At 36.7% G+C, this 23,965-nt stretch carries 21 protein-coding genes; 5 read left to right on the top strand and 16 right to left on the bottom strand.

Annotated features, from left to right (window positions below):
- The 3 genes from E1140_RS11185 to E1140_RS11175 form a co-directional block, all read right to left on the bottom strand.
- On the bottom strand, positions 1–957 hold a 957-nt coding region (locus E1140_RS11185), incomplete at its 3' end, for a helix-turn-helix domain-containing protein (protein ID WP_155183293.1).
- Between the two features lie 185 nt (positions 958–1,142).
- Entirely contained in the window at positions 1,143–1,658 is a 516-nt protein-coding gene (locus tag E1140_RS11180; RefSeq protein WP_155183290.1) for a porin family protein, read from the bottom strand.
- A 428-nt stretch (positions 1,659–2,086) separates the two neighbouring features.
- Entirely contained in the window at positions 2,087–2,719 is a 633-nt protein-coding gene (locus E1140_RS11175) for a carboxypeptidase-like regulatory domain-containing protein (RefSeq protein ID WP_246202829.1), read from the bottom strand.
- Between the two features lie 108 nt (positions 2,720–2,827).
- Between E1140_RS11175 and E1140_RS11170 the strand changes: the two genes are divergently transcribed.
- The 4 genes from E1140_RS11170 to E1140_RS11155 all read left to right on the top strand — a co-directional run bounded on the left by E1140_RS11170 (position 2,828) and on the right by E1140_RS11155 (position 6,323).
- Positions 2,828–3,211: an ArsR/SmtB family transcription factor gene (locus E1140_RS11170; RefSeq protein ID WP_155183287.1), complete on the top strand. Its 384-nt coding sequence runs from the start codon at positions 2,828–2,830 to the stop codon at positions 3,209–3,211.
- Positions 3,212–3,907: a YjjG family noncanonical pyrimidine nucleotidase gene (locus E1140_RS11165; RefSeq protein WP_155183284.1), complete on the top strand. Its 696-nt coding sequence runs from the start codon at positions 3,212–3,214 to the stop codon at positions 3,905–3,907. It abuts the gene before it with no gap.
- Positions 3,908–3,978: 71 nt separating this feature from the next.
- Positions 3,979–5,610 (top strand): L-glutamate gamma-semialdehyde dehydrogenase, encoded by a 1,632-nt coding sequence (pruA, locus tag E1140_RS11160; protein ID WP_155183281.1) that lies wholly within the window; start codon positions 3,979–3,981, stop codon positions 5,608–5,610.
- A gap of 116 nt (positions 5,611–5,726) precedes the next feature.
- Positions 5,727–6,323 carry a response regulator gene (locus E1140_RS11155; protein ID WP_155183278.1) on the top strand — a complete coding sequence of 199 codons (597 nt, stop codon included), beginning with the start codon at positions 5,727–5,729 and terminating at the stop codon, positions 6,321–6,323.
- Here E1140_RS11155 and E1140_RS11150 read toward each other — a convergent pair.
- Both E1140_RS11150 and E1140_RS11145 read right to left on the bottom strand, forming a co-directional pair.
- Positions 6,320–6,712 (bottom strand): response regulator, encoded by a 393-nt coding sequence (locus E1140_RS11150; RefSeq protein ID WP_155183274.1) that lies wholly within the window; start codon positions 6,710–6,712, stop codon positions 6,320–6,322. The genes E1140_RS11155 and E1140_RS11150 overlap by 4 nt on opposite strands.
- A complete protein-coding gene (locus E1140_RS11145; RefSeq protein ID WP_155183271.1) occupies positions 6,709–7,845 on the bottom strand; it encodes a sensor histidine kinase in 1,137 nt (378 codons plus the stop codon). The genes E1140_RS11150 and E1140_RS11145 overlap by 4 nt, the downstream gene beginning before the upstream one ends.
- A gap of 164 nt (positions 7,846–8,009) precedes the next feature.
- Here E1140_RS11145 and E1140_RS11140 point away from each other — a divergent pair, with 164 nt between their 5' ends.
- The gene (locus E1140_RS11140; protein ID WP_155183268.1) at positions 8,010–8,159 is read left to right on the top strand and encodes a hypothetical protein; all 150 of its coding nucleotides are present in this window, start codon (positions 8,010–8,012) and stop codon (positions 8,157–8,159) included.
- 10 nt (positions 8,160–8,169) lie between these two features.
- On the opposite strand, the gene E1140_RS11135 is transcribed toward E1140_RS11140, so the two are convergent.
- From E1140_RS11135 to E1140_RS11085, 11 genes are all read right to left on the bottom strand, one after another.
- Entirely contained in the window at positions 8,170–9,027 is an 858-nt protein-coding gene (locus E1140_RS11135; RefSeq protein ID WP_155183265.1) for a CheR family methyltransferase, read from the bottom strand.
- A gap of 27 nt (positions 9,028–9,054) precedes the next feature.
- The gene (locus tag E1140_RS11130) at positions 9,055–11,910 is read right to left on the bottom strand and encodes a PAS domain S-box protein (protein WP_155183262.1); all 2,856 of its coding nucleotides are present in this window, start codon (positions 11,908–11,910) and stop codon (positions 9,055–9,057) included.
- 45 nt (positions 11,911–11,955) lie between these two features.
- Positions 11,956–12,561, bottom strand: a complete 606-nt coding sequence (locus tag E1140_RS11125) for a hypothetical protein (protein ID WP_155183259.1) — start codon at positions 12,559–12,561, stop codon at positions 11,956–11,958.
- 12 nt (positions 12,562–12,573) lie between these two features.
- Positions 12,574–14,454, bottom strand: coding sequence for a chemotaxis protein CheA (locus E1140_RS11120; RefSeq protein WP_155183256.1), 1,881 nt, complete (start codon positions 14,452–14,454; stop codon positions 12,574–12,576).
- 18 nt (positions 14,455–14,472) lie between these two features.
- The gene (gene cheB, locus E1140_RS11115; protein WP_155183253.1) at positions 14,473–15,501 is read right to left on the bottom strand and encodes a chemotaxis-specific protein-glutamate methyltransferase CheB; all 1,029 of its coding nucleotides are present in this window, start codon (positions 15,499–15,501) and stop codon (positions 14,473–14,475) included.
- A gap of 6 nt (positions 15,502–15,507) precedes the next feature.
- The gene (locus E1140_RS11110; RefSeq protein WP_155183250.1) at positions 15,508–15,864 is read right to left on the bottom strand and encodes a response regulator; all 357 of its coding nucleotides are present in this window, start codon (positions 15,862–15,864) and stop codon (positions 15,508–15,510) included.
- 21 nt (positions 15,865–15,885) lie between these two features.
- Positions 15,886–16,449: a chemotaxis protein CheW gene (locus E1140_RS11105; RefSeq protein WP_155183247.1), complete on the bottom strand. Its 564-nt coding sequence runs from the start codon at positions 16,447–16,449 to the stop codon at positions 15,886–15,888.
- Between the two features lie 2 nt (positions 16,450–16,451).
- On the bottom strand, positions 16,452–19,922 hold the full coding sequence (locus E1140_RS11100) for a PAS domain S-box protein (RefSeq protein WP_155183244.1): 3,471 nt from the start codon (positions 19,920–19,922) through the stop codon (positions 16,452–16,454).
- Between the two features lie 196 nt (positions 19,923–20,118).
- Positions 20,119–21,639 carry a PAS domain-containing sensor histidine kinase gene (locus E1140_RS11095; RefSeq protein WP_155183240.1) on the bottom strand — a complete coding sequence of 507 codons (1,521 nt, stop codon included), beginning with the start codon at positions 21,637–21,639 and terminating at the stop codon, positions 20,119–20,121.
- 92 nt (positions 21,640–21,731) lie between these two features.
- Positions 21,732–22,382, bottom strand: coding sequence for a response regulator (locus tag E1140_RS11090; RefSeq protein ID WP_155183237.1), 651 nt, complete (start codon positions 22,380–22,382; stop codon positions 21,732–21,734).
- Positions 22,379–23,821, bottom strand: coding sequence for a response regulator (locus tag E1140_RS11085; RefSeq protein ID WP_155183234.1), 1,443 nt, complete (start codon positions 23,819–23,821; stop codon positions 22,379–22,381). Before E1140_RS11085 ends, E1140_RS11090 begins: the two co-directional genes overlap by 4 nt.
- Positions 23,822–23,965 lie beyond the last annotated feature (144 nt).

Below are 23,965 nucleotides of genomic sequence, written 5' to 3'. Positions count from 1 at the left end.
TTTTCCTGTATGTTCTTTAAATATTCGATTAAAGGATGCTTTAGAATTAAACCCCGAGGTATAGGCCAATTCCATAACGGTGGCCTTGGGGTCGGTTGATTTAGCACGTACTAGCTTCTTGAACTCCTCAACACGATAATCATTAACATAGTCATTGAAATTTTTACCAAGATTGGTATTGATAAATCCGGATAGTTCAGGAAGTTTTAAATCAGCCAAAAGAGCCAGATCATTTAATGTTAATTCCGGATTAAGATATGCCTTCTCATCATTCATTATTCTTTTGAGCTTCCTTTTCATTTGCTCTTCATAATTAGCCAACTCATGTGACTGATCTATGTCATCAGTCTGGTATGAAGCACGTACTGGACTATCAACAAAGAACCCTGAAACTGCTATTAAGTAAAATGCTACTACTAAATGAAAGGCACCCATTACGTTTGTAGTAAATATTGGCAACGTAAAACGCGTTAGCAGCAAGATGACAAGTCCTATTAACAGTACGTTTAGATACTGTTTTTTAAATAAGCTACTACTGTTTGATTTTTTAGCTTTGTTAAACTCTGATAGACTAAGCCCAACATAAACCAAAATTTGAATTAGATATAAAGCATCAAAAATGCCATTTCGCATTTCTGTAGGAATGATTGAATCCACAAGTATCCAAAGTATTGGTGTTATATAATGCCAGAGGTATTTTATTCGATATCCAATATTATCACTTTGAAGTTTTGAAAATATTAAGAAGGATGGCCATATAATCAGGCAAAATGACTGATACACCACCTCAGAAAAGAGTAATAGTCCTGAAACTAATACCGCAGAAAAGGTCAAACATGACAAAGCAAAGAATACTGAACCGTGTGTGGCATGCCTAAAAATAATTAGTAAAACACCGAAGATGGCTAGGAAACCAGCTAATGCCATTATGAATATATCGGTGCCACTAAAAACCATAGTACTAAATAAGCATTATTGCAGAACATTATCTCAAAAAGATTCTCCAAACCCCATCCAAAGCATGTCCTACTTAAGCTTTTATCAAGCAAATCACATAAAAAAACCGAAGGATTAATTTCCTTCGGTTTTTAAGTTATTTTTAAATTGTAGATACTAATTAAGTACGATCAACTCTCCTGTACTTAAAATTTGTATGTAATTCCAATTTTACCACCAGAAGCTGTTCCACCCCCAAACTCCAAGTTAATCGCCCATTGGTCAGAGAAGAAATACCTTCCACCAATTTGAGCATCAAGACCAACGCCTGAAGACCTATTTCCTAAATATTCAGAAGGTGACGACCAAATGTAATAACCCAAAGTAAGGCCTGCGTAAAAATCAAATTGGTTACTAATGTTTAGTAAAGAGTTAAAGTGATAGTTTCCGTTAAAACCTAACACAAAAATGGAATGGCTATACTTATATCTGGTACCATTAAAATTATATCTTTCAGAATAGCTTCTAAATGATACCTGAGGTCCTATTGTTATATCAGGATGAACACCAAAATCCATACCCACATAAACAGGGACACCCCAACTTGAAAAACCAAATCCAGCATTTAGCTGCTTATTGCCCTTACCTAAAGGGGCCTGAGCTTGCAAACTTGTAAAAGCACTTAAAAAGACAACACAACATATTGATGTGATAGTTTTCATAAAAATCTAATCGTTATATTAAATAATAAACTAATTGTACAGATAAGATCCTTACCTGTTTGACCAACTAAGAGTGCAAAGATAGAGTATTTATGAGCAATAATTTAACGCGCTAATACTGCACATTAATATTTATTAGCAACGTACTGAAGCTAAGAGTGTTGCCATTTAAACCACCACAAAAATCCAAAAACTAGACGGAATTCTCTATATGAGACTTATTCTCAATTTGAACATTCTAAAAAACTGCCTTATAGGCTTTGGACGCATATTCTATTTCTACTTCCTATTTGGCACGGATGCTGATTACACTAAAGTCTAATTAAGAAAAAATGAGCGGATCAGAATTAAAAGGATTTAAACTATTGATAGGCCTAGTATATTTGGCACTTGTTGCAGGTGCAATAATGATGTACTTCCTGTTGTAATTACTTCTTCTTCGATCTAAGCGAACGAAAAAAGTTGGCCCAATTGAATGGATTGAGAAGCGGATTGCTTCTCGGTCCATATCTATCATTTTGATACTGGATCCAATTATCCATATAATAGCGGTGGTTTGCTGCACCATCCATCGGCACTGATTGCAACATTAAAGCCATCAACTCTTCATTAACATCAACAGCCTCATTCGGATTTATAGGAAGGTTAAGCGCCAAGACGGCTTCTTTAAATATCTGCTCTGTTGGAAAAGGCATAATCTCTACAGTTTCAAGGAAAGTTGTATCACTCACCAATTCCACCACTATGGTTAGATTATCTCTGTCTGTTGCTGGCACTCTGTAGAATTGCCTTTCGTAACCAATAGCACTTATTATAATTTCATCGCCTTCTAGCACTGGCAATGAAAAATAACCTACCCTGTTACTCGTTGTTCCTCGTCCTGCCTTAGGCACATAAACGTGTACGCCAGGTAAACCTGCAACGCTATCTTCTCCAAGGATTATTCCCGATAGCTGCATTACCTTTCTTCCGCCCTGCGCATTTGCTTCCGGTGCTTTGATAGCCATCAAAACAATGCCCAGAAATAGCGAAAATGTCAGTTGGGAAATAAGTTTTTTCAATTGCCTAGATTATTAAACTGAAAGAGATGCAATTCAACCCCGAAGATATCAATTGAACGTCAAAGTTCCTTACAATGTTATTGATTTCTACTAAATTTGGCCAAGGTCATGAGATTAAAAAACTTCAATCTTGCTTTCGGGTCGCAGATATTCAAAGCGTGCTCTGATGAGTCTAGAGTGCGTATCCTTCACCTTATTTTTAAGAATAAGGAGATGTGCATTTCAGACCTCGAACATATATTGGAGTTTACCCAAACCAAAACATCAAGGCACCTTATTTACTTAAAAAATTCAGGTATTTTAAGTACAAGAAAACAAGATCAATGGGTCTTTTATTATTTAAAAGACGAAGTTTACGAAATCATAAGTCAGATCTTCCAATTTCTAAATAAGGATCAACTATTAGTGGCTGACCTTAACACATACAAAACTATGTATAGCAATAGGGAGCTGGCTAGGAACAAACTTGAATCTAAGACCTGGAAACCCTAAATGACATCATTTGAAGTAGTATTTTTTGATCTTGATCACACACTGTGGGATTATGAAACCAATTCTTTAGAAACCCTCAAAGAGCTTTTTGACGATTATAACTTGTCTGGAATTGCCGATGTTACCTTTGAGCAGTTCCTTAAGAAATTTGGAAAGGTAAATGACAAGCTCTGGGATAACTACAACCGAGGTCTTATCGACAGAGAAGTAATTAAGAAAAAACGTTTCGAAAAAATATTGAAGGCCTTTGACATTCATAAGCCAGAAATGTCGCTTTCCATGTCTGAAGAATACATCAAAAACTGTCCTTACAAGACCAACCTTATGCCATTCACCCATGAAACATTAGACTATCTGCATAAGAAATACCCCCTATTTCTCTTGACCAATGGTTTTAATGATGTTCAAAATGTTAAAATCAAAAATTCAAAGATAGATCACTACTTCAGTGGAATGGTGACATCAGAGACCTCGGGACATAGAAAACCTTCATCTGAGATTTATAATTACACATTATCACTGGCTAAGGCCAAGGCAGAAACCACCGTAATGATTGGTGATAACCTGAATGCTGACATTATTGGAGCAAAAAAGGCCAACCTGAGTACTGTATACTATAATCCCAGAGCACTTAAACATAAAGCTGAAACTGACTTTGAAGTCAGCTGTCTAAGTGAGCTTTCGTCAATACTTTAGTAACCTTTTAGGTACATATTGGCTAACTTTGCATTTCGAAAAAACAATCCTATAAACTAAACCACAAACGTATGCCATACGGAGTCTATCAAATACCTGCAGTAGCAAACGAAACAGTATTATCTTACACTGCTGGATCTCCAGAAAAATTAGCTTTGAAAAAGGCCTTGGAAGAAGCACGATCAAAACAAGCTGATATACCAATGTATATTGGTGGTGAAGAAGTAAGAACCGGAAATAAAATTCCACTTTCACCTCCTCATGATCATCAACACATACTTGGTCATTTTCACGAAGGTGATAAATCTCATGTTGAACAAGCAGTAAATGCTGCGTTAGGCGCCAAAGAGGCTTGGGCTAACTTATCATGGGAGCACAGAGCTAGTATTTTCCTAAGAGCTGCTGATCTTATTGCCGGACCTTACAGAGCTAAAATAAATGCCGCTACTATGTTAGGGCAGTCTAAAAGTGTATATCAGGCTGAGATTGACGCTGCATGTGAGTTTATAGACTTTTTAAGATTCAATGCGCAATACCTGATGGAGATATATGAAGAGCAACCTGCTTCTTCTCCGGGTATTTGGAATAGATTGGAGTACAGACCATTAGAAGGTTTTGTTTTCGCTATCACTCCTTTCAACTTTACTGCTATTGCCGGAAACCTGCCAGCCTCTGCAGCATTGATGGGCAACACTGTAGTATGGAAACCTGCATATACTCAGATTTACTCAGCTCAGGTAATTATGGAAGTGCTTAAGAAAGCTGGCCTTCCTGATGGAGTGATCAACCTAATATATGTTGATGGCCCTGTAGCAGGAGATGTTGTATTCAACCATAAAGATTTTGCCGGTTTACATTTCACTGGAAGTACTGGTGTTTTCCAAAATCTGTGGAAGACAATTGGAACTAACATTCACAAATACAGATCGTACCCTAGAATAGTAGGTGAAACTGGTGGTAAAGATTTTATAATGGCTCACAAATCTGCCGATGCAAAAGAGTTAGCCACAGCAATTACAAGAGGAGCTTTTGAATATCAGGGACAGAAATGTTCTGCCGCATCAAGAGTCTATGTTCCTTCAAACCTTTGGGGTGATGTTAAAAAATATCTTGTTGAGGATCTCAAAACAATTAAAATGGGACCAACAGAAGATTTTTCAAACTTCTTCAATGCCGTAATTGATGAGCGTTCATTTGACAAAATTGCCAAGTATATAGATGGCGCCAAGGCGAATGATATGAATGAAATCATATCTGGAGGTGGATATGATAAGTCTAAGGGTTATTTCATAGAGCCTACTGTTATCCTTACTAAGGACCCATCTTCTACTACCATGTGCGAAGAGATATTTGGACCTGTTGTGACTATATATGTATATCAGGAAGAAAGATTTGAAGAAACATTGGAACTAGTAGATAGCACTTCTCCTTATGCGCTAACTGGATCTATCTTATCTCATGACAGATATGCAATTGACCTAGCCATGAAGAAGTTGGAGAATGCTGCAGGAAACTTCTACATCAATGACAAGCCAACAGGAGCGGTTGTTGGTCAGCAACCGTTTGGTGGAGCACGTGGATCAGGCACAAATGATAAGGCTGGCTCTAAACTCAACTTGTTAAGATGGGTATCTCCAAGAACAATAAAAGAGACCTTTGTTCCACCAACAGATTATCGTTATCCTTTCTTAAATGAGAAGTAAGTAATTGATAAAGAAAGCATTAAATAGTCACCCTTCAACTGAGAGGTGACTATTTTTATGCCTTTTTTATACTCATATGGCATTTTTGCTATGATTTCATCTAGAAATCTTCTAAATTGGGCGATGTAAGTTTTGAGGCGGTTGGTAAAAAGTTCAAACAAGTAGTACTCAAAAACAAAATGTCTGCATTTTCATTCAGTAAAGTCGATAAGTTTCGGCAATCACAAGAAACGGATCGTGTGGATTTGATTGATATCAAATTCCCTTCAGAAATGGCCAAACCTAAAGTTGCCACTCAGGAAAAAGAATTATTAATATTTGTTGTAGATGATGATCCAACATTCATGCAAATCCTGAATACCCACTTTTCGAAGTTGACCTTAAAAAATGATAAAGGAGATGCCTTTCAATTTAAGGTGAAAAATTATGCAACAGGTAGAAGCTGCATTGGTGAGCTTGACCGTAAACCTGATTTAATCTTTCTGAACTACTATATAAATAAGGGCATGCCAAATGCCCTCACTGGAAAAGACACACTCAACAAGATTATTGAAATCAACCCAAATCAAAAAGTATTGATACTTGATGATCTTAATGTTAAGCTAAGAGGTGCTTTTGTAGAAAATGGCCTGAGAGACTATATTATTAAAGACATCTCAGCTCTGGAAGAACTGAATAGTGCCATCCTTGATATAATCAATAGAGAAAACTAATTATTTTTAAAATTCTTGATGTCATCCAAATTCGATGAACTTATTGGTTTGTTAATAAATCCCTTAACCAACTCTATTGCCTTTGATTTTTCAATATCAGAATCCATGATAGACGATGAAATCATATAGATTGAGATTTCCTTTTCTATATTTTTTTTAATCTCCTCAAATTCATCTAAAAAATCCCAGCCATCCAGACCTGGAAAGTTAATGTCGAGTAAAATAATATCAGGAAGTTTATCAACCTCATTTGTTTCTTTGAAAAATTCCAATGCGTCTTCAACAGATGTGAATGAATTTATACTCCTTATATTGCTGTAAGTTAGAAACAACTTTTTCAGATGCATCTGCAAAATCATGTTGTCATCTATAATCGCTACGTTAATCATATGTTGTTTTTTATTGCATTGAATTTGACCATAAATTTTGTCCCTGATCCAGGTTCACTTTCCACCTCAATCGTTCCACCCATGGCATCAACCTGATTTTTGGTAATAAATAAACCTACACCTCTGGCATCTTCATTTCCATGAAACTTCTTATGAAGCCTGAACATCTTATTTCCGTATTTTTTCAAGTCTAAACCTGAACCATTATCACTACACTCTAAAATTTCAAGGCCATCAACAGCTCTAGTCCTTAAAGATATGTGAGGCGATCTATCTGGATGCTTGTACTTTATGGCATTAGAAATCAAATTCATTAGAATACTAGAAAGGTATATCCGTGGATAATAAATTTTATCAAGTGCAGAAAAGTCGGCTTCAACTGTGGTTTTGCTCTGCTTAATTAAAGTTGAAATGCTTTTTAAAACCTCTTCCAAAACTTCATCAAATGACACTTGCTGCCTGTCAACCTCATCGCTATTCTGAATTTTTAAAGCCTCATTCAGCTCGTTTAATGTACTTAGCATATTGTTAGACTCAGACTTAAACATGCTATAATACTTTTCACGCTCTTTTTTATCATCTTCCATATCATGCAACTCAATCAGTGAAATTATGTTGCTAATTGGTTCTCTCAGGTCATGCGAGGTAATATGTGCATAATTTAATAGTTGCCCATTTTGTCGTTGTAAATCGGCAGAAACAAGCATAAGATTCTTAGTCCGGGAAGATATGATTTTTTCAAGTTGACTAATTGATTTAAGTGATAGCGCTTGCGGTAATATTTTTATCAAAGCAACCACCGTAATCCATGAAATAACTGCGCAAATGAACAATATCAAAGCACTAAACCTGTATGCAGGATAATAAAAAAGTATCGCATCGACTAAGTGGGTGACACCACAAGCCAAGATAAAAAGGATAAACAACCAAAAGACCCTTATGAAAGGGATGTCATTTCTTTTGACAATAAAATACAGTAGCACAAAAGGGATAGCAAAATATGCTGCCCAAATGGCAATGTTTGAACCTATATAAAGCCAACCATGAAAACCTGTCCAAATCCCACAATACCATCTCGCTGGCCAGCTTTCTGCCATGAAGAGTTTGGAAAAGAAATCAATTACATCAGCCATACCTCAAGGAATAGAGTTAATATACATAAATATTGTTAGATAAAATATAATATTAATATCCTTTTAATACTGCACACATTTAAAAGTTACTTTTTATCAAAATTCACAAATCCATTTTTTATTATTTATACGTATATTCACGTAGACTGTAATAATGATATCTAATGAAAATTACGTACATAAGTAGCATTCTTAACATCATATCGAACAACAGCTTTCAGGTCGATGCTGAAATTTTCGATGAACTCCATAGCCTTTCAGTAAACCAATTGGCTGTAAGGTATAAGCAGGTGTATTATGCCTTCGCAAAATAATTAATTGAGGTTAAGCTGTAATTCTATTAACAGGAACGACCGAAATCTCTTCTGGTTTTTTCAGAATTCGTAAACTTGCAAGTTTACAGTCAAACTGTTTCTTCTCTTCATCCGAGAGCATTGAATCAAAAAAACCCGTAATCAAATACCCTCCTGGCTTCAGCACATCATAGAATTTCTGAATCAACTTCTCTTTTGCAGGAGCATCAAAGTAGATCATTACGTTTCTGCAAAAGATAAAGTCGTATTTGCCAGTGAAGCTATCAGTTATGAGATTATGATATTTATAGGTTACGTTTTTTACAAGGTCTCTATTCATGAGCACATGATTGTCATCATGTATTGAATAGTATTTATTGAAATACCCGAACTTATTATACTCTTTAAATTTTTTCTCATAATCTATCATTTTCACCTTATGGTAGATTCCATTTTTAGCGATATCGAGAGCTGTGTGATTCATGTCTGAAGCGGTGATTTTTGCGCTGTCCAAAATCCCCATTTCTTTAAGCACTATGCCTAGTGTATATACCTCTTCACCGGTGGAACATCCAGCATTCCAAATATCGAATTGACTTCGCGATTTATAATCATTATATAAGATACTACGGAGACTACTCCACATTTGAGGGTCACGAAACATTGAGGTCAGACCTACACTCAGCTCATCCATAAACCGATAGATGAGCGTGTGATCCTGTAGCATTGCCGCCCAAAGGTCATGAATGGTATCTTTTTTTAGAACAAACAATACCCTGTTTAACCTGCGGCTTAGCGATTGGCTTTCATAGCATGTGAAATCAAGTCCGAATTTCGAAAACAAAACTGCGGTAAATGACTCAATCTCTTCCTTAGTAATATTGCTCATCTCTTCATTTCTTTTCTGCCTCTATAGCTACATTAACTTCATTACTACTTCTCTATCAATCATTATCACAACAATCTTGGTGATTTTTTCCTCCAAATTAAATATTGGAGTAAACGTGGTTCTGTACACCTTTAGATTACCAGATGCATCAACAATAGTCAGATCATTTTCTACGAATTGATGCTCTTCAAGCTTGTGCATAATATCAGATATCTCAGCTGACATATTTCTGCCTTTAATAAATTCTATAAATGGTCGTCTTCTAAGTTCAAGTCGCTTGTATCCAAATTGAGTAAAGAACAGTTCGTTGGCATTCTTAAAGGTGCCATCTGGATTAAGTTCCATAATTGGAGTAGTGTTTTTTAGGGCTGCAACTGTTCCACCCAGATCCTTTTGTTTTTCCTTTTCTGAAGTGTTGAATTGAGCAAACATCATAATCTTATATGGGTTGCCTTCAACATCTTTAATTGGATTAAAAGTACCTGTCAACCAAAGCTCCTTACCATCAATATCCCTAAGTTTAAATTCTCCATTAAAGAACTGTCCATCCTTTAAATTCTCCCACATTAGAGTGGTTTGTGGCTTATCTTTATCTGCTTCTGGGATTAAGTCTAAATACTTCATCCCAATAAGCTGATCTTCGGGAAAGCCTGTGATACTTAAATAGATACCGTTGGCTGCTGTCACTATGCCATTCATATCAAATTCAACAGAAGCAATAGTCTTATAGATGGCCTCCATGTGGTTTTTAAGATCTATTTCATTACGTTCTGCCTCTTCTTTCAGAACTTTCTCTTGGGTAATGTCTACAGCGAACTTGATAACTTTACATGGCTTTCCATTCATATCGTAAATTGGGTTATACATACCCCTTAACCATATTTTCTTACCATTTTTCTTCTGTCTTTCGAACTCGCCTTCCACAAATTCACCTTTCCCTAATTGATTCCAGAACTCCTTATAATCAGTAGAATCTTTATACTCATCAGAAACTAATAAACTATGGTGCTGACCTACGATCTCATCCAGCTCATAACCTACTATTTTTAAGAAATTTTGGTTAGCATCTAAAACATTACCTTTTGTATCAAACTCAATGATGGCGTTTGACTTACCAATAGCCTCAAGCTTATACTTGAAGTCAAGCGCATTCTTCTTAGTGTCCGTAATATTAGCCTGAATAGAAATGTATTTCTCAGCATCTCCTTCATCATTTAGCACGGGGTTAATGGCCATGGAAATCCAGTACGTTTCTCCGGATTTTGTATAATTCAAAATCTCCTCATAGACCGGTACCTTGTTAATTATTCCATTGCGTACCCTGTCAATGGTTTCCTTATTGGTTTCTGGCCCTTGAAGAAAATCTCCAGGCTTTCTTCCCATTACCTCTTCTTCAGTGTAGCCTGTCATGCTGCAAAATCCATGATTGACATATTCAATATGGCCTTTAGCATCTGTTATAACCACTGAGTTATCGGTATTATCTGCCACCAGAGATAATTTTTCAAATTCAATTTCTTCCAGTTTCCTTGCCGTGATATCAGTAATCATTGCCAGGATCTTATATGTATTTCCCTTGTTATCAATCATAGGAGAAAATGATGCACTAACCCACAACTCATCTGAATTTTTCCTTTTAGTCAGATATTCTTCACTGATGGTTTCTCCATTATTGAGACTGCGCAAAAAGTTCTCTTTACTTAAGGGCCCTGTTAGTAATGTTAAATCACGGCCCAACATGTCATCTTTGCTCAACCCGAATATGGACTGAAGAGACTCATTTGATGAAGTGATTAGGCCACTTTTATCAAGCTCTGCTACACCCATGGTATGGTTAATAGCTTTGAAAACACCATCCAGCTCAGCCTGGTTTCTACTCATCTCCTCTTGAGTAGCAGTAAGCTCCTCCATGTTTTGGCGCATTTCTTCTTCTCTGGACTGCAGTTCTGAAGTCATTGCCACAGAATCATCTAAAAGTTGTTTGGTCTTTTCATTATTAGAAAGAGATGCAAAAACAGAGGCTATATTTTCAGCTACTTGCTCAAGGAATAGTACTTCATGCTTTTCGAAAGGGTGAAAGGCTGCAATCTCAACCACTCCGTAGATATTTTCATTAACCAAAAGCGGAATAATAGTTAGACATCTTGGCGTAGCTTGACCCAGACCTGAAGTAATGCTTACATATTCATGTGGAATATCTGTAAGAAACAATGTACTTCGCTCCAGAACGCATTGACCCAACAGTCCTTGACCAATTTCTATTCTTTTTTCTCTAATCCTTTCCTTATCATAAGCGTAACAAGATGTAAGCTCAAGATATTGATCACCTTCTTCCTCAGTTTTTAACAGAAATATTCCACCTTGATTGGCCTCGAGATATTGAACCAAGTTACTTATTACAGACCTGCTTAAGTCTTTAATATCGGCATCATGACTTCTAAGTATCTCTCCAAATTTCGCCAGTCCTTCTACTCGCCAATTTCTCTTCTTCTCTTCATTGTTAAATTTCTTTAACTTTTTATCAACTTCTACAATGGCAACAGCCAACTGGTCTTCCTCTTTTAACACTTCAAATTTGCGTTCGCCTTCATCTCCCAATTCAGTTATGGAATTAGCAGCTTCTTCAATCCCTTTTCTTAATCCTTCAACTTCATTATACAAAGACTCCAAATTCAAAGAAGACTTTTCATCTCTATCAAATTTCTTGAGGTTATTGGCAAGCTTTCTTCTGGATATAAAATTGACAACTACACTGGCTAGAATAAACCCAAATGTCAAGTAGACATCATGCAAGAAAATACATGAGAGTAATGCTGCTGCATATGTACCATACAGTAGCATTTGGTAAGTTCTATCTCCTTTGAAAAAATTAGACCACTTCATGTGCTTTATTTTGAGTTATTTTTTCGTTGTTTCAATGAGAGCTGATTAAGAAACCAGCTTTATTTTATCCATAAAATCCTCTGCCAACTTCCATATAAATTGAGGCTTTAAATGTGTATTGTTTTGAAATTCAAATTCAGTGTTAGCAATCATAAAATAGCCTGAATCACTTCCGTCTCCATTAAAATCATTGATGATTTTATTTTTAACGGCCGCCTGGTTTGACCTTGATAAAATAGGAACATCTCCAAAAATCATGGTGTCCAGATAATTAGAAAACTCGGTGATTACAGCTGCAGAAAGTATATTATCGAGCTCCTTTAATATGGCCTCTGACTCCATTGTTCTTGCATATTCATCTTCAGTGTGTGGCATGCAAGCCTCATGGACTGCCCTAGATTCTTGCTCATTAAAAATCAAATAGCTTTTACCGCCCAACTCACCGATGATACTAGTAGTAATGAGTATCAATTCATCATCTCCCTTAATTGACTTTATTACTTTAAGATCATCCTTTGAAATTTCAATAGATGTTGGTTTAATAGTAATTTCTTGCTTTGCCATTAATGAAAATGACTTCGCTGCTTTTATATATCCCTGTGTGAGAAGATCTGCAGCTACGTTTCTTTCAACGGTAGTTAAATAGCTCATAGACTTAAATAATTAAATCGCTTTTTGATTTGATAAATTCGCATTAAATATTGTGCTCATAATGGCAGCAATATTTAAAACTGGACAAACATGCCCATTACCCAATATGGTCACACCACTTATCAGTTTAATTTGATCTAGCGGTTTCATTAGTGGTTTTTCAACAATCTCTTTCTGCTGTAACAGCTTATCAACAACTAGCCCAACGGTTCTGCCATTGTAGGTTACAATGACAACATGAAGCTGCTGCTCAGGATGCAGGTCATTAAAACCAGTTTGCAAATGATTATGTGAACCTCCAGCATGTTTGTAAAAGGTAAATAGGTCTTTGAGAAAGACGATAGAAATGGTCTTGCCCAAGTGGGTTGCTATTAAACCACCACTAACTTTGTGGATACTGGATTTATATAATGAAACAACGGCTTCAGTATAAGACAAGGGTATCGCATACTGCTGATTTTCAGATTCAAACAATAGTGTTCCTTTCACCGCCATAGATGAAGGTAATTTTAGAGATATAGTAGTCCCTTTACCTTTTTCAGTATGCAGTGTAATATTACCTCCAATGGAGTCTAATGCCTTTTTAACGACATCCATTCCGACTCCACGACCAGACAATGAAGTAACCTCTTCTCTAGTAGAGAATCCTGCTTCAAATATCAACATGAGCATATCCTGCTCATTGATCATTGGTAACATTTCTTTGGTAACAAGGCCTTTTGCCAATGCCTTTTCCCTTACCCTTTCAACGTCAATACCTTTTCCATCATCAGTGATGTCAATGATAACGCCATCACTATCATTTCTTGCTGCAAGTGTAACTGTACCTGCTTCTGACTTTTTATTTTTCTTTCTTTCTTCAGGTGATTCGATACCATGGCTTACACAGTTTCTGATTAAATGAATTAATGAATCACTAATTATTTGAAGGATGTTTCTATCTATTTCTGTGTTAGTACCTTTTAGCTCAAGGTTTACATTTTTCGCTTCTACAGCAGCGGCATCTCTAACTACCCTATGAAATTTATTGAATAAAAACCCTACCTGAACAAGTCGCACATCCATAACAGAATACTGTAAGTCGGATGAAATTCTATTCAACCGAGCATACTCATTACTATTGCCATTTTGACTATGTGCTGCTATGATGCGATCACGTTCAATTATCAACTCTCCAACCAAATTAAGTAGGTTGTCAAGTTTTTTGACAGGTACCTGAACAAGATCAGAAAATGTAATTTTATTTCCTGTTTCAGTAGCCTCAGTCTCAGATACACCGGTATCTTCTTCCTCCTCGTCCTGACTAATGAGCTTATTTATTTCTTCAAGTTGTGGCGCTGTAAGTTCTTCATTTTCAACCTCTTTCTTAGGTTCTTCTTTCTTAGCAGAAGTAGTCTTCTTTTTTGCTGACTTAGCTTTTGATTTGGCTGGTGCTTTCTTCTTAGCAGCTGGTGCTTCTACTTTGTTTTCCTCTTCTTCAGCAGGCTTGGCAGCGCTAGCCTCTTCTTCTTTAGCCCTATTGATAATAACTTCAAGCTTAGTCTTGATGCCTCTAAAGCTTACTTTACTTCCATCCTTCAGTGAGTTAATTAGTGCGCCAAGTGTGTCAACTGCTCTGAATAGGGAAGTAAACATATCCTTGGTTAGTTTCAACTTACCCTCACGAACTTCTCCAAAAAGGTCTTCAATTACATGTGCCAAAGAAGATATATCCAAAAACCCCATACCGGCAGCATTTCCTTTAAGGGTATGTGTTATTCTAAATAGAGCGTTTACGATATTCTTATCTTCCAGATTTTTCTCAAGATCTGTAAGTAGTCTATTAACATCTTCAAAGTTTTCCTGGGCTTCAGCCAGAAATATCTCTTTATATTCTTCTTCCTTGGAGCTCATCTCTTTTAATATTTTGAGTTAGCATAAACAGCTGGTTATAAAACCAGCCATCTCTTTGATATTGACAACATTATCTACGGTTTTTGCATCTATAGCTGCTTTGGGCATTCCGAAAACCACTGAGCTTTTCTCATCTTGAGCTATAGCATAGCCCTTTTCACTTTTTATAGCCTGAAGGCCTACCATCCCATCTTTACCCATACCAGTAAGCACGACACCAAGCGCTCTGTTTTTATAAGTTCTGCTTACCGACTCAAAAAGGCAGTCAACCGATGGGTTATTAAACTCCTTGAAGTGTTTAGGACTAAAGCCGAAAAGCGGATTATTGGAAATAGCATTTCTATTGATTACCAAATTTCCCGTGCCAGGTGCAATGTATATATTACCAGCTTCAAGGCCTTCCCCCTTCCTAGGTATTTTGACATTTAAAGGTGTGTAATTATTGATTCTAATAGCAAAAGACTCAATAAAGCGCTCTGGCATGTGCTGAGCAATCACCATAGGTACAGGGAAATTTGCTGGCAAACCTTCTATCAGGCTTTCAATAGCACTCGGCCCTCCGGTAGATGCCCCAACTGCCACAATATCATAATTAACATTATCAAATGTATGACTAAGATCATTCCTCTTAACTGACTTGTTGAGCAAGGCCATGCTGTCTGCACCGGCTGCCAACTTCACCATATCAAGCAAAGGGTAATTACCATTAGTCTTGAAACCTTCACCATTTTTTGGTTTATCCAAAAATTCGAACGCCCCACATTTTAATGCATCGAATATTTGCTCATTGGTGCGCTCTAATGAGCTTAACACTATAATTGGTGTTGGAATGTCTTTCATGACATTTTTCACCAAATAGAGGCCATCATATCCAGGCATTACCATATCGGTAATAATTACATCCGGCTTATTAGCCTTTATTTTTGCTAAAGCATCAAAGCCATTGTTAGCAGTTTCAATCGAGGTTATTGATTTATCTGATCTTAAAATATCAGAAATCAATATTCTCATTAAACCCGAATCTTCAACTACTAGTGCCTTTATCATGATATATTAAGGCTTGGCCATTGCACCAATTAATTGGTCATTTGTAAATGGTTTAACCAAATAATCAATAGCTCCAAGGCTGATTCCTTCATTTACCACGGACTCCTGACCAACAGCGCTTATCATGATCACCTTTGAAGTAAGACCCTCTTCCTTATACACCTTAAGAATATCCGTGCCTATCATATCAGGCAAGATATTGTCAAGCGTTATAAAATCAGGTTGTAATTCAAACGCAAGGTCTATAGCCTCTTCACCATTGGATGCCTGACCAATGACAGTGAAGCCATTAGCCTCTAGCGCATCCTTGATTACCGTACGCATGTACAGTGAATCATCAACTATTAATACGTTTTTCGACATGATTATAATTTTAAAATAAGTTTAAACTGCTATTTTGTTTGTTGTTGAAATATCAACTTCATTGACCACCTTGAACACATCAATGAGTATCACAAGGCGATCATCAATCTTTACAATCCCTGTGATGTAGTTCTGATCAACATTAGAACTGTGGATCACATTTACTGCTTCATCAATATCAGACTCTGAGACCGCTAGCGTATTAGGCACCTCTTTTACCAGGATACCAACCTTCAAATCTTCACTCTCAATAACCAGCGTAAAGTTTTTACCTGCAGCGTCTGTATTGCCTTCTTTGGTTTTGATACCAAACTTCTCCTCTAAATCCATTATGGCTATGATGTTTCCCCTGATATTTGCCACCCCTTTTATGTATTCAGGGGTTTGTGGCATTTTAGTGATATTAGGAGTAATCACCACTTCTTTAATCTGATCTATGTTCATAGCATACTCTTCCTCACCCTGCTTGAACGCTATCAGCTGCATCAAATCCAACTTTTGGTTTGAGTTCTTCAGATTCTCTTCTTTCAATTTTTTCGCTTCCAAAACTTTATCTTTTAGCTTCTTTTCTTGAATGTCAGCCATGATTATTGCAGTTTAAATTTGCTAATGTCATTTTTAAGGTCTGTTGCTATTTTGGTAAGCTGGTTGCTGCTTACAGCCACTTCTTGCATACCATTGTTCAGCTCTTGAGATGATGTGGCTATCTCTTCGGTACCGGCTGCGGTTTCTTCTGCTACAACCACTATCTGCTCGATATTTTTAGCCACTGTTTCTACAGACACTTTCTGTTTAACTGTGGCTTCTTTAATAGCCCCACTAAACTGTAATGTTTCTTCACTTGACTCTGCTATCTCTTCAAATATTGTTTCAGCATCTTTAGTAGCACTTGAACCATCTTTAACACTTACAGTCATGGTTTCAATCGCCTTACTAGCAGACTGTGTATCTTTCTGAACATCGCCTATTATTTTCTCAATGTCTACTGCAGATTTTCTGGAGTCTTCAGCAAGTTTTCTGATTTCCTCAGCCACAACTGCAAAACCTCTACCTGCTTCCCCCGCGCGTGCCGCCTCAATTGCAGCGTTGAGCGCAAGTAGATTGGTTTGTGCAGCTATGTCCGTTATTACATTAAGTGTTCTACCTATTTCCTCCGCTCTTTCTGTTAGTATCTTAATTGATTCATTCGTCAAACCAGCAGATGAATTAATACCATCCATATTTTCTACTAGTTTCTTGATGATTTTAAGGCCATTTTCACAACTTGACACTCCCTTCTCAGCAGCTTTGTAGATCACATCTGATTTACTTTCCATATCATCGGCTGACTCAAGCACCTGCTCAGCAAGTTTAGATGACTCATCAGTTTTCTGAGCCTGATCCTGAGCTCCCTTAGCCATTTGAGAGATCGCAGAAGCCATCTCGTCAGTATTGCTCTTCATACTTTCTGACTTGCTTAAAGTATTAGCGGCAGATTGTGAAACAATGTTTACGTTCTCACTGATACTGCCTAAAAGAGCATTCAGATTATTGATGGCTAGATTTAATGAATCTGCCATATTTTTAAGGTCTCCATTGGTTTTCATTTCAAACCTCTTAGAAAGATCACCTTTAGACATTTCAGTGATTATAGTGTTAAATTCAAGTACTGGCTCCGCTATTGATTGAAGTAGGATGTTCACAGAATCAACAAGTTGTTTCCATGTTCCTTCTTTACCAGTATTGTTCAGCCTTGCATTAAGATCACCTTCTTCCCCAGCCTTTTTCACTACTTCATTAACCTCATTTAATATTTCGCTTATAGTAGCTTTTAGCGCCAGGTTATCCTCTATCATTTTACCAACATCGCCCTGAGCGGTGACATTTATGTCTGCGTCAAAGTTTCCATCTCTAAGTTCTCCAACAAAATGGCTAACTGCTTTCAGTGCTCTTGTAAACTCGGTAATATCAGTAGCATATTTAACCACTTTAAATGGTTTACCGTCAAGGTCAAAGATTGGATTGTAGGTAGCCTGAATAAACACCTCTTCTCCTCTGCTATTTACCCTTGAAAAGGTTCCTGAAACAAATTCACCACTATTTAGCATTTGCCAGTGTTGCTTATATTCAGGAGATTTAGCGTAAGCCGAGTCTACAAACATACTGTGATGCTTGCCCTCAACTTGAGACAAAGGATAATCCACTACATCTAAGAAATTCTGATTAGCTTTTATTATTGTTCCATCAAGTTCAAATTCAATCACACCATAAGACTTACTTACAGCTTCCATTTGACCTTGAAAGTCAGCATTCCTTACTTTTGTTTTAGTAATATCCTGTGCGAGCTTAATAAATTTAGAAACTTCACCTTGACCGTTTAAGACTGGAGTGTAGCTCGCAAGCAACCAAACGTCATTTCCATTTTTATCAATTCTTCTAAATTCACCAGTTTGCGACTTTCCAGCTCGTAGTTCATTCCAGAAATTTTCATACTCACGAGTCTTTGTATATGCCGGATCACAAAACACTCGATGGTGCTTGCCTTCAATCTCCTCAATAGAAAATTTCATTGTTTCAAGAAATAATTCATTGGCTGCAATCACATTTCCATCTATATCAAACTCAATAAATGCTGAGGTGGAATTTATTGCATTCATTGTACCGGTCATTTCCAGTTGCTTGCGCTCCATCTCTTCCTGAGTAGCAGTAAGCTCTTCCATATTTTGACGCAGTTCCTCTTCCTGAGCCCTAACTTCCTCAACCTGATTTTGAACTTCTTGCTCTAACTTTTTCTGCTCAGTTATGTCAGTTGCATACTTTACAACTTTATAAGGCTTTCCATTTAAATCAAATATTGGGTTGTAAGAGGCCTGAATCCATTTATTCTCACCGTTTTTTGCCAAGCGCATGAACTCACCGGACTCAAATTGTCCGGAATTCAGCTTCTTCCAAAAGTCTTGATATTCCTTACTGTTTTTGTACTCATCTGTAACAAACATACTATGGTGCTTACCTTGCACTTCAGACAACTTGTAGCCTAGTACCGACAAGAAATTGTCATTCGCTGAAACAATAGTGCCATCAAGCTCAAACTCAATTACGGCTTGTGATTTACTAATAGCTTCTAGCTGACCGCTGAAATCAGCATTCTCTAATTTAGATTTGGTGATATCAGTAGCAAGTTTTATAACTTTTGACACTTCGCCCCTGGCGTTAAATACAGGTGTATAGCTTGCCAACAACCAAATTTCACTTCCATCCTTTGCTAACCTTTTAAACTCACCAGTTTGAGGCTTTCCATTTCTCAAATCCTCCCAGAATTGTTTGTATTCCTTACTCTTCGTATACTCATCTTCACAGAAAATTCTATGATGTTTACCAGTTACTTCGTCCAGGTCATATTTAACAGCTGAAAGGAATAGATCATTGGCATTGACAATATTGCCTTCAAGATCAAACTCAATAAAGGCAGAAGTAGAGTTGATCGCATTCATTTGCCCGTTCATCTCTAACTGCTTACGCTCCATTTCTTCCTGAGTAGTTGTTATCTCCTCCATGTTTTGACGGAGTTCCTCCTCTTGGGCGCTCATTTCTTCAATCTGATTCTGTACCTCCTGCTCTAATTGCTTCTTTTCAGTAATGTCTTGTATGAATGCTGTATATGTCTTTACACCGTTTGATACACTCTCGCTCAGTGAAAGAAAAATATGCACTTCTTTGCCATCTTTTGTTCTGGCCTTCACATCACGAGATCCCCCCATAACATTTCTCTTCCCGGTCTCATTATAATCTTTAAGGTATTTGTCATGCTTTGGCCTAATATCATCTGGTGTTAACATCTTAACATTTTTCCCTATTACCTCTTCTCTTTCATAACCCCATAGCTTTTCGGCAGATTTATTGAAATATGATACAGTCCCCTTTTCGTCAATCATGACTATAGAAAGCACTGAGCCTTCCATGACCTGCAAGAAATCTACTGACCCATAATCCTGATCAGCTGCCTTTGCTTTAGTTGCTTTGCCATTTTCACTTTTAGAAGTGGTGGTGTCTTTTTGTAAGTTTTTACCGAGTGCCATGTTATTGTGTATTTAGTTTGATGGTTTATTCAAATCCACTTTCTGTGGTTGATTTTCTTTAATGATAGTTATGCTATTTAAGACCAAAGCTATAGTATAAAGGAGCCGCTCTCAATCGAGAGTTTTTGGTATTTTGTACTCATTATTTTATGTAGAAAAACTAGTGGAATTACGTAGATACATTAGGGTAAATCCACTAATGCTTTAAGAGGGTCAGCTTGCGTGAGATAAGCTTTCCTTTTTGATCATTGGGAATTTCGATATTAACTATTGTACCAAGCCCAAGTTCAGACTCAACACTAATATTACCTCTAAGTTTGATAACAGTCTCTTTACTTATATAAAGACCTAACCCAGCTCCTTTAGAGTTTTCTGTAGCTCGATAGAACATATTAAAAATCTTTTCAAGGTGTGTTTTGCCTATGCCTATACCATTATCAACAACCTCAATAATTACTTTATCTGAGGCCATTTTTACACTTATCTTGATATAGTTCTCAAGTTTATTAGAATCCATGAACTGAGTACAGTTCTTCAGTACATTTTCCAGAATAAGTCCAAGGCGTACTTGATCAGAGTAAAAAATAATTCCCTCTTCAACGGTGACAGAAAGATCTATGGTTTCATGAACATGTTTAAATTTCCTCCATGTACTTACAATGAGTGAATTAAAATCTATGCGCTTGCTCTCAATTCTCTGGCGAGCATTTTGCGAGAAGTTTTTAACGTCATTTACAAAATAATCAAGCTTGTTTAGGCTTTCCTCTATCTTGTCAAAATAAGCATCATAACGTTGTTCATTTAACTCCATCTTTAAAATATTGGTCAACCCAAGCACCGATGCTATTGGAGCGCGAACATCATGATAAGCACTATACATGAACCTATCCATTTGCGCATTGATTTTCTTTAGTTCCTTGTTTTTCTGAACTAAAAGCTCCTCCGATTTTTTTTGATCTGTTATATCTACAACTGCACCATCATAAAACACGCAACCGTCATACTCTGTATTTACGGAGCAGTTAACTAACCCCCAAAAGCTTGAGCCGTCCTTTCGGGCAAACAAGATTACCTCATTCACCAGCGCTCCATTATTCTGAATAAGCTCAGCAACTCTGCTTTTTTCATTACTATCAAAGTAAAAACCACCTGGTCTTTGTTTTATCACCTCTCCTACCGACTCATAGCCAAACAGCCTTGCAAAGGGCTTGTTTACATAAATCATCCCTTCATCAGGAGAGCTCCTGAAAATTCCCTCATTAAGGTTTTCGCTTATTTTCGAAAACAATTCACTGAACTTATAGAATTCATTTTTTTCAACCTTTGGAATTTCAGGGCTTATTGTAAGCAAACCATACCCCTTCAGCCCCGTCTTTACCGTTGAAAGTGATACGTCACATACTATTTTTTTTGCGTCTTTGGTAATTAGGATAAGGCTTTCTTCAATTGAACCTTCCTTAACTGAAAGGTGACCCAGCATATCTTTAAATAAAGTGACAGAGGATTCACCAAGGACATTAAAAAGGCTTATTTCAGAAAAGTCATTAGAAGTATAATTTAATAACTCTGATAGAGCCGAATTGAATTTGAATATTTCTCCTCTGGCTCCTACAATTGCAATTCCCTGATTGCTATTTGAAAATAGTGTTTTCAAAATCTCCGAATTGGAGAAATCTATTTCAGTATTAGCTAAATGGATCAACTTCTTTGCCCGCATGTAACAAAGTTAGATACATGGTTAGTCAAATGATATTCGTGATAACTTGAATTATTATAAAGGTTTTAGGCAGAGCAAATAAGTAATTTTACTTATCCCAACAGATCTAACTCGTTGATTTTATTGATCAGGGCTATCGAGTTTTTGACCTTTAACTTCTTCATGATATTGCTACGGTGGGTGTCAACAGTGCGGGCGCTTATAAATAACATTTCTGCTATTTCATGGCTTGTCTTGCCTTCAACAACATGTTTTATCACCTCCTTTTCTCGATTTGTAAGTACAACAACTTCTTGTGCTGTATCCTGCTTACGAACTTTCTGCGTGTACTGATTAACAATTAAATCTCTAACACCTGTACTGTAGTAGGCTTTCCCTTCGGCCAAAGATTCAATTGCATCAACAATTTCATGGCCTTCGTTTTTTAATATATACCCATTAACGCCTATTTCTATACAACTGGAGACATAGTCATAATCTGAATACATAGACAACATCACAATTTTAGCAGGGTTCTTATCAGCTATAAGACTTTCAGCAATCTGCATTCCGTTCATGTCAGGAAGAGATATGTCAAGCACTATAATGTCAAGCTTTTTACTTTGGGCTAATGATAAGGCCTCCTTACCACTTTTAGCTTCGTGAATATTAGCCTTTGGGTATTTTACAATCAAAAGAGATTTTATACCATCTCGAATTAAAGAGTGGTCATCAACTAGTAATATATTCATAACTGAGCTCATACTTTTGCTATTTTAGTGCCATCATAAGGTACTTCAACAATTATAACTGTTCCAAGATTGGCATTAGACTCAATGTCTATTATACCATTCATAATCTGCACTCTGTCTTCAATGTTTTGTAATCCATGATGTCCTTCAAGGAGTTTTTCCTTTCTGTTAGCTACATCAAACCCGTGTCCATCATCTTCAATGGTCATCACTAATGACTTGTTTTCTCCGCGCAATTGAATATTTAAATTCTTTGCCTCAGCATGTTTAATAGCATTAGATATAGACTCTTGTGCTATTCGATATAAATTGATCTTTTTATTGATGCCTATTTGATCGTGTTTTACTTCTGTTGATTCAAATGAAATGTTAAGCTTATCGTTTTTCTGATTGGCCAGAGAAAGCAAACAAGTGGCTATATCAAAATCTTTAAGTTTTGATGGCAACAGGTTCTCTGAAATCCTTCCTGTTTCCATTATCGCCTCCCCTATCAAGTTCTTTAAATCAACCTCAGCTCTGGCTTTATCAGGAGCATTTAGCAATGGATTAATATTGAGTTTAATGGCGTTCAAAGTTTGACCCAACCCATCATGTATTTCCCTGGCTATCCGAGCTCTTTCCATTTCCTGTCCTTCAATAATTGCAGAAAGTTTAGTCTTTTCTATTTCCTTTAATTTCTGATCATTTTTTAACTTCTGAGTAATGTCCTTAAATGTTAAGACTATTGATTTAAGTAGTTTTTTATCATCAAACACTGGGGTAATACTACCATCACCTATGGGTACTTTCTTCCCTGAAGGGTGGAGTAGGTACAATGAGTCAAACTTTTGCTCTTTTTTGTCAATATTGAAGTACTTCCAAATATTAACAATATGCTCATGTGTGGCGTAATCAAGAAATTGAAATGCTTCAGTAAATATGTGACCCTCAATTTCCTCAAGACTTAGTCCAGATATATCTTCGGCTGATTTATTTATATAGTTTATGGTAAAATCTTCATTTACCACAATAAGCGCCTCACTGATAGAGGCAACAGCAGCTTTAAATTTCTCTTCACTCTCACGCAGTTTGTTTTCTACTGTAAACTTATGGATGGCCATCTCCAGCAAGGTTACTACCTGTTCTTCCTGAAAGGGCTTCATTAAATAACCATAAGGATTGGTCATTTTGGCTCTTTCTATAGTAATACCGTCTGTAAGGGCAGTCAAATATATTATGGGTAAATCATACTTCTCCTTTAATTCAATAGCTGTTTCGATCCCATCCTTTTCCCCCTCAATCATAATGTCCATCAAAACAATATCAGGCACCTTTTTCTTACATATGTCCATCACTTCATCATAACTAACCGCCCGTCCTATTATTTCGTAGTTAGCATTTTGTAAAATTTTCTGAAGATGAACCGCAATTAATTGTGCGTCTTCAACTATCAATATTTTTACCCTAGACATTACTTAAACTTTAGTGTTACCTGAGTACCATTTTCTTTTAAGAACTTTAAATTCCCTTTTAATTGTCCAGCAAATAAGTGGACCAGTTGTACTCCAACTGAATCGTTGAATTCATCTGTGACATCAAAACCTCTACCATCATCT

Origin of the sequence: Fulvivirga lutimaris (assembly GCF_009711525.1) — a bacterium.
GTDB lineage: Bacteria > Bacteroidota > Bacteroidia > Cytophagales > Cyclobacteriaceae > Fulvivirga > Fulvivirga lutimaris.
This window is presented reverse-complemented; position numbering and strand designations above follow the sequence as displayed.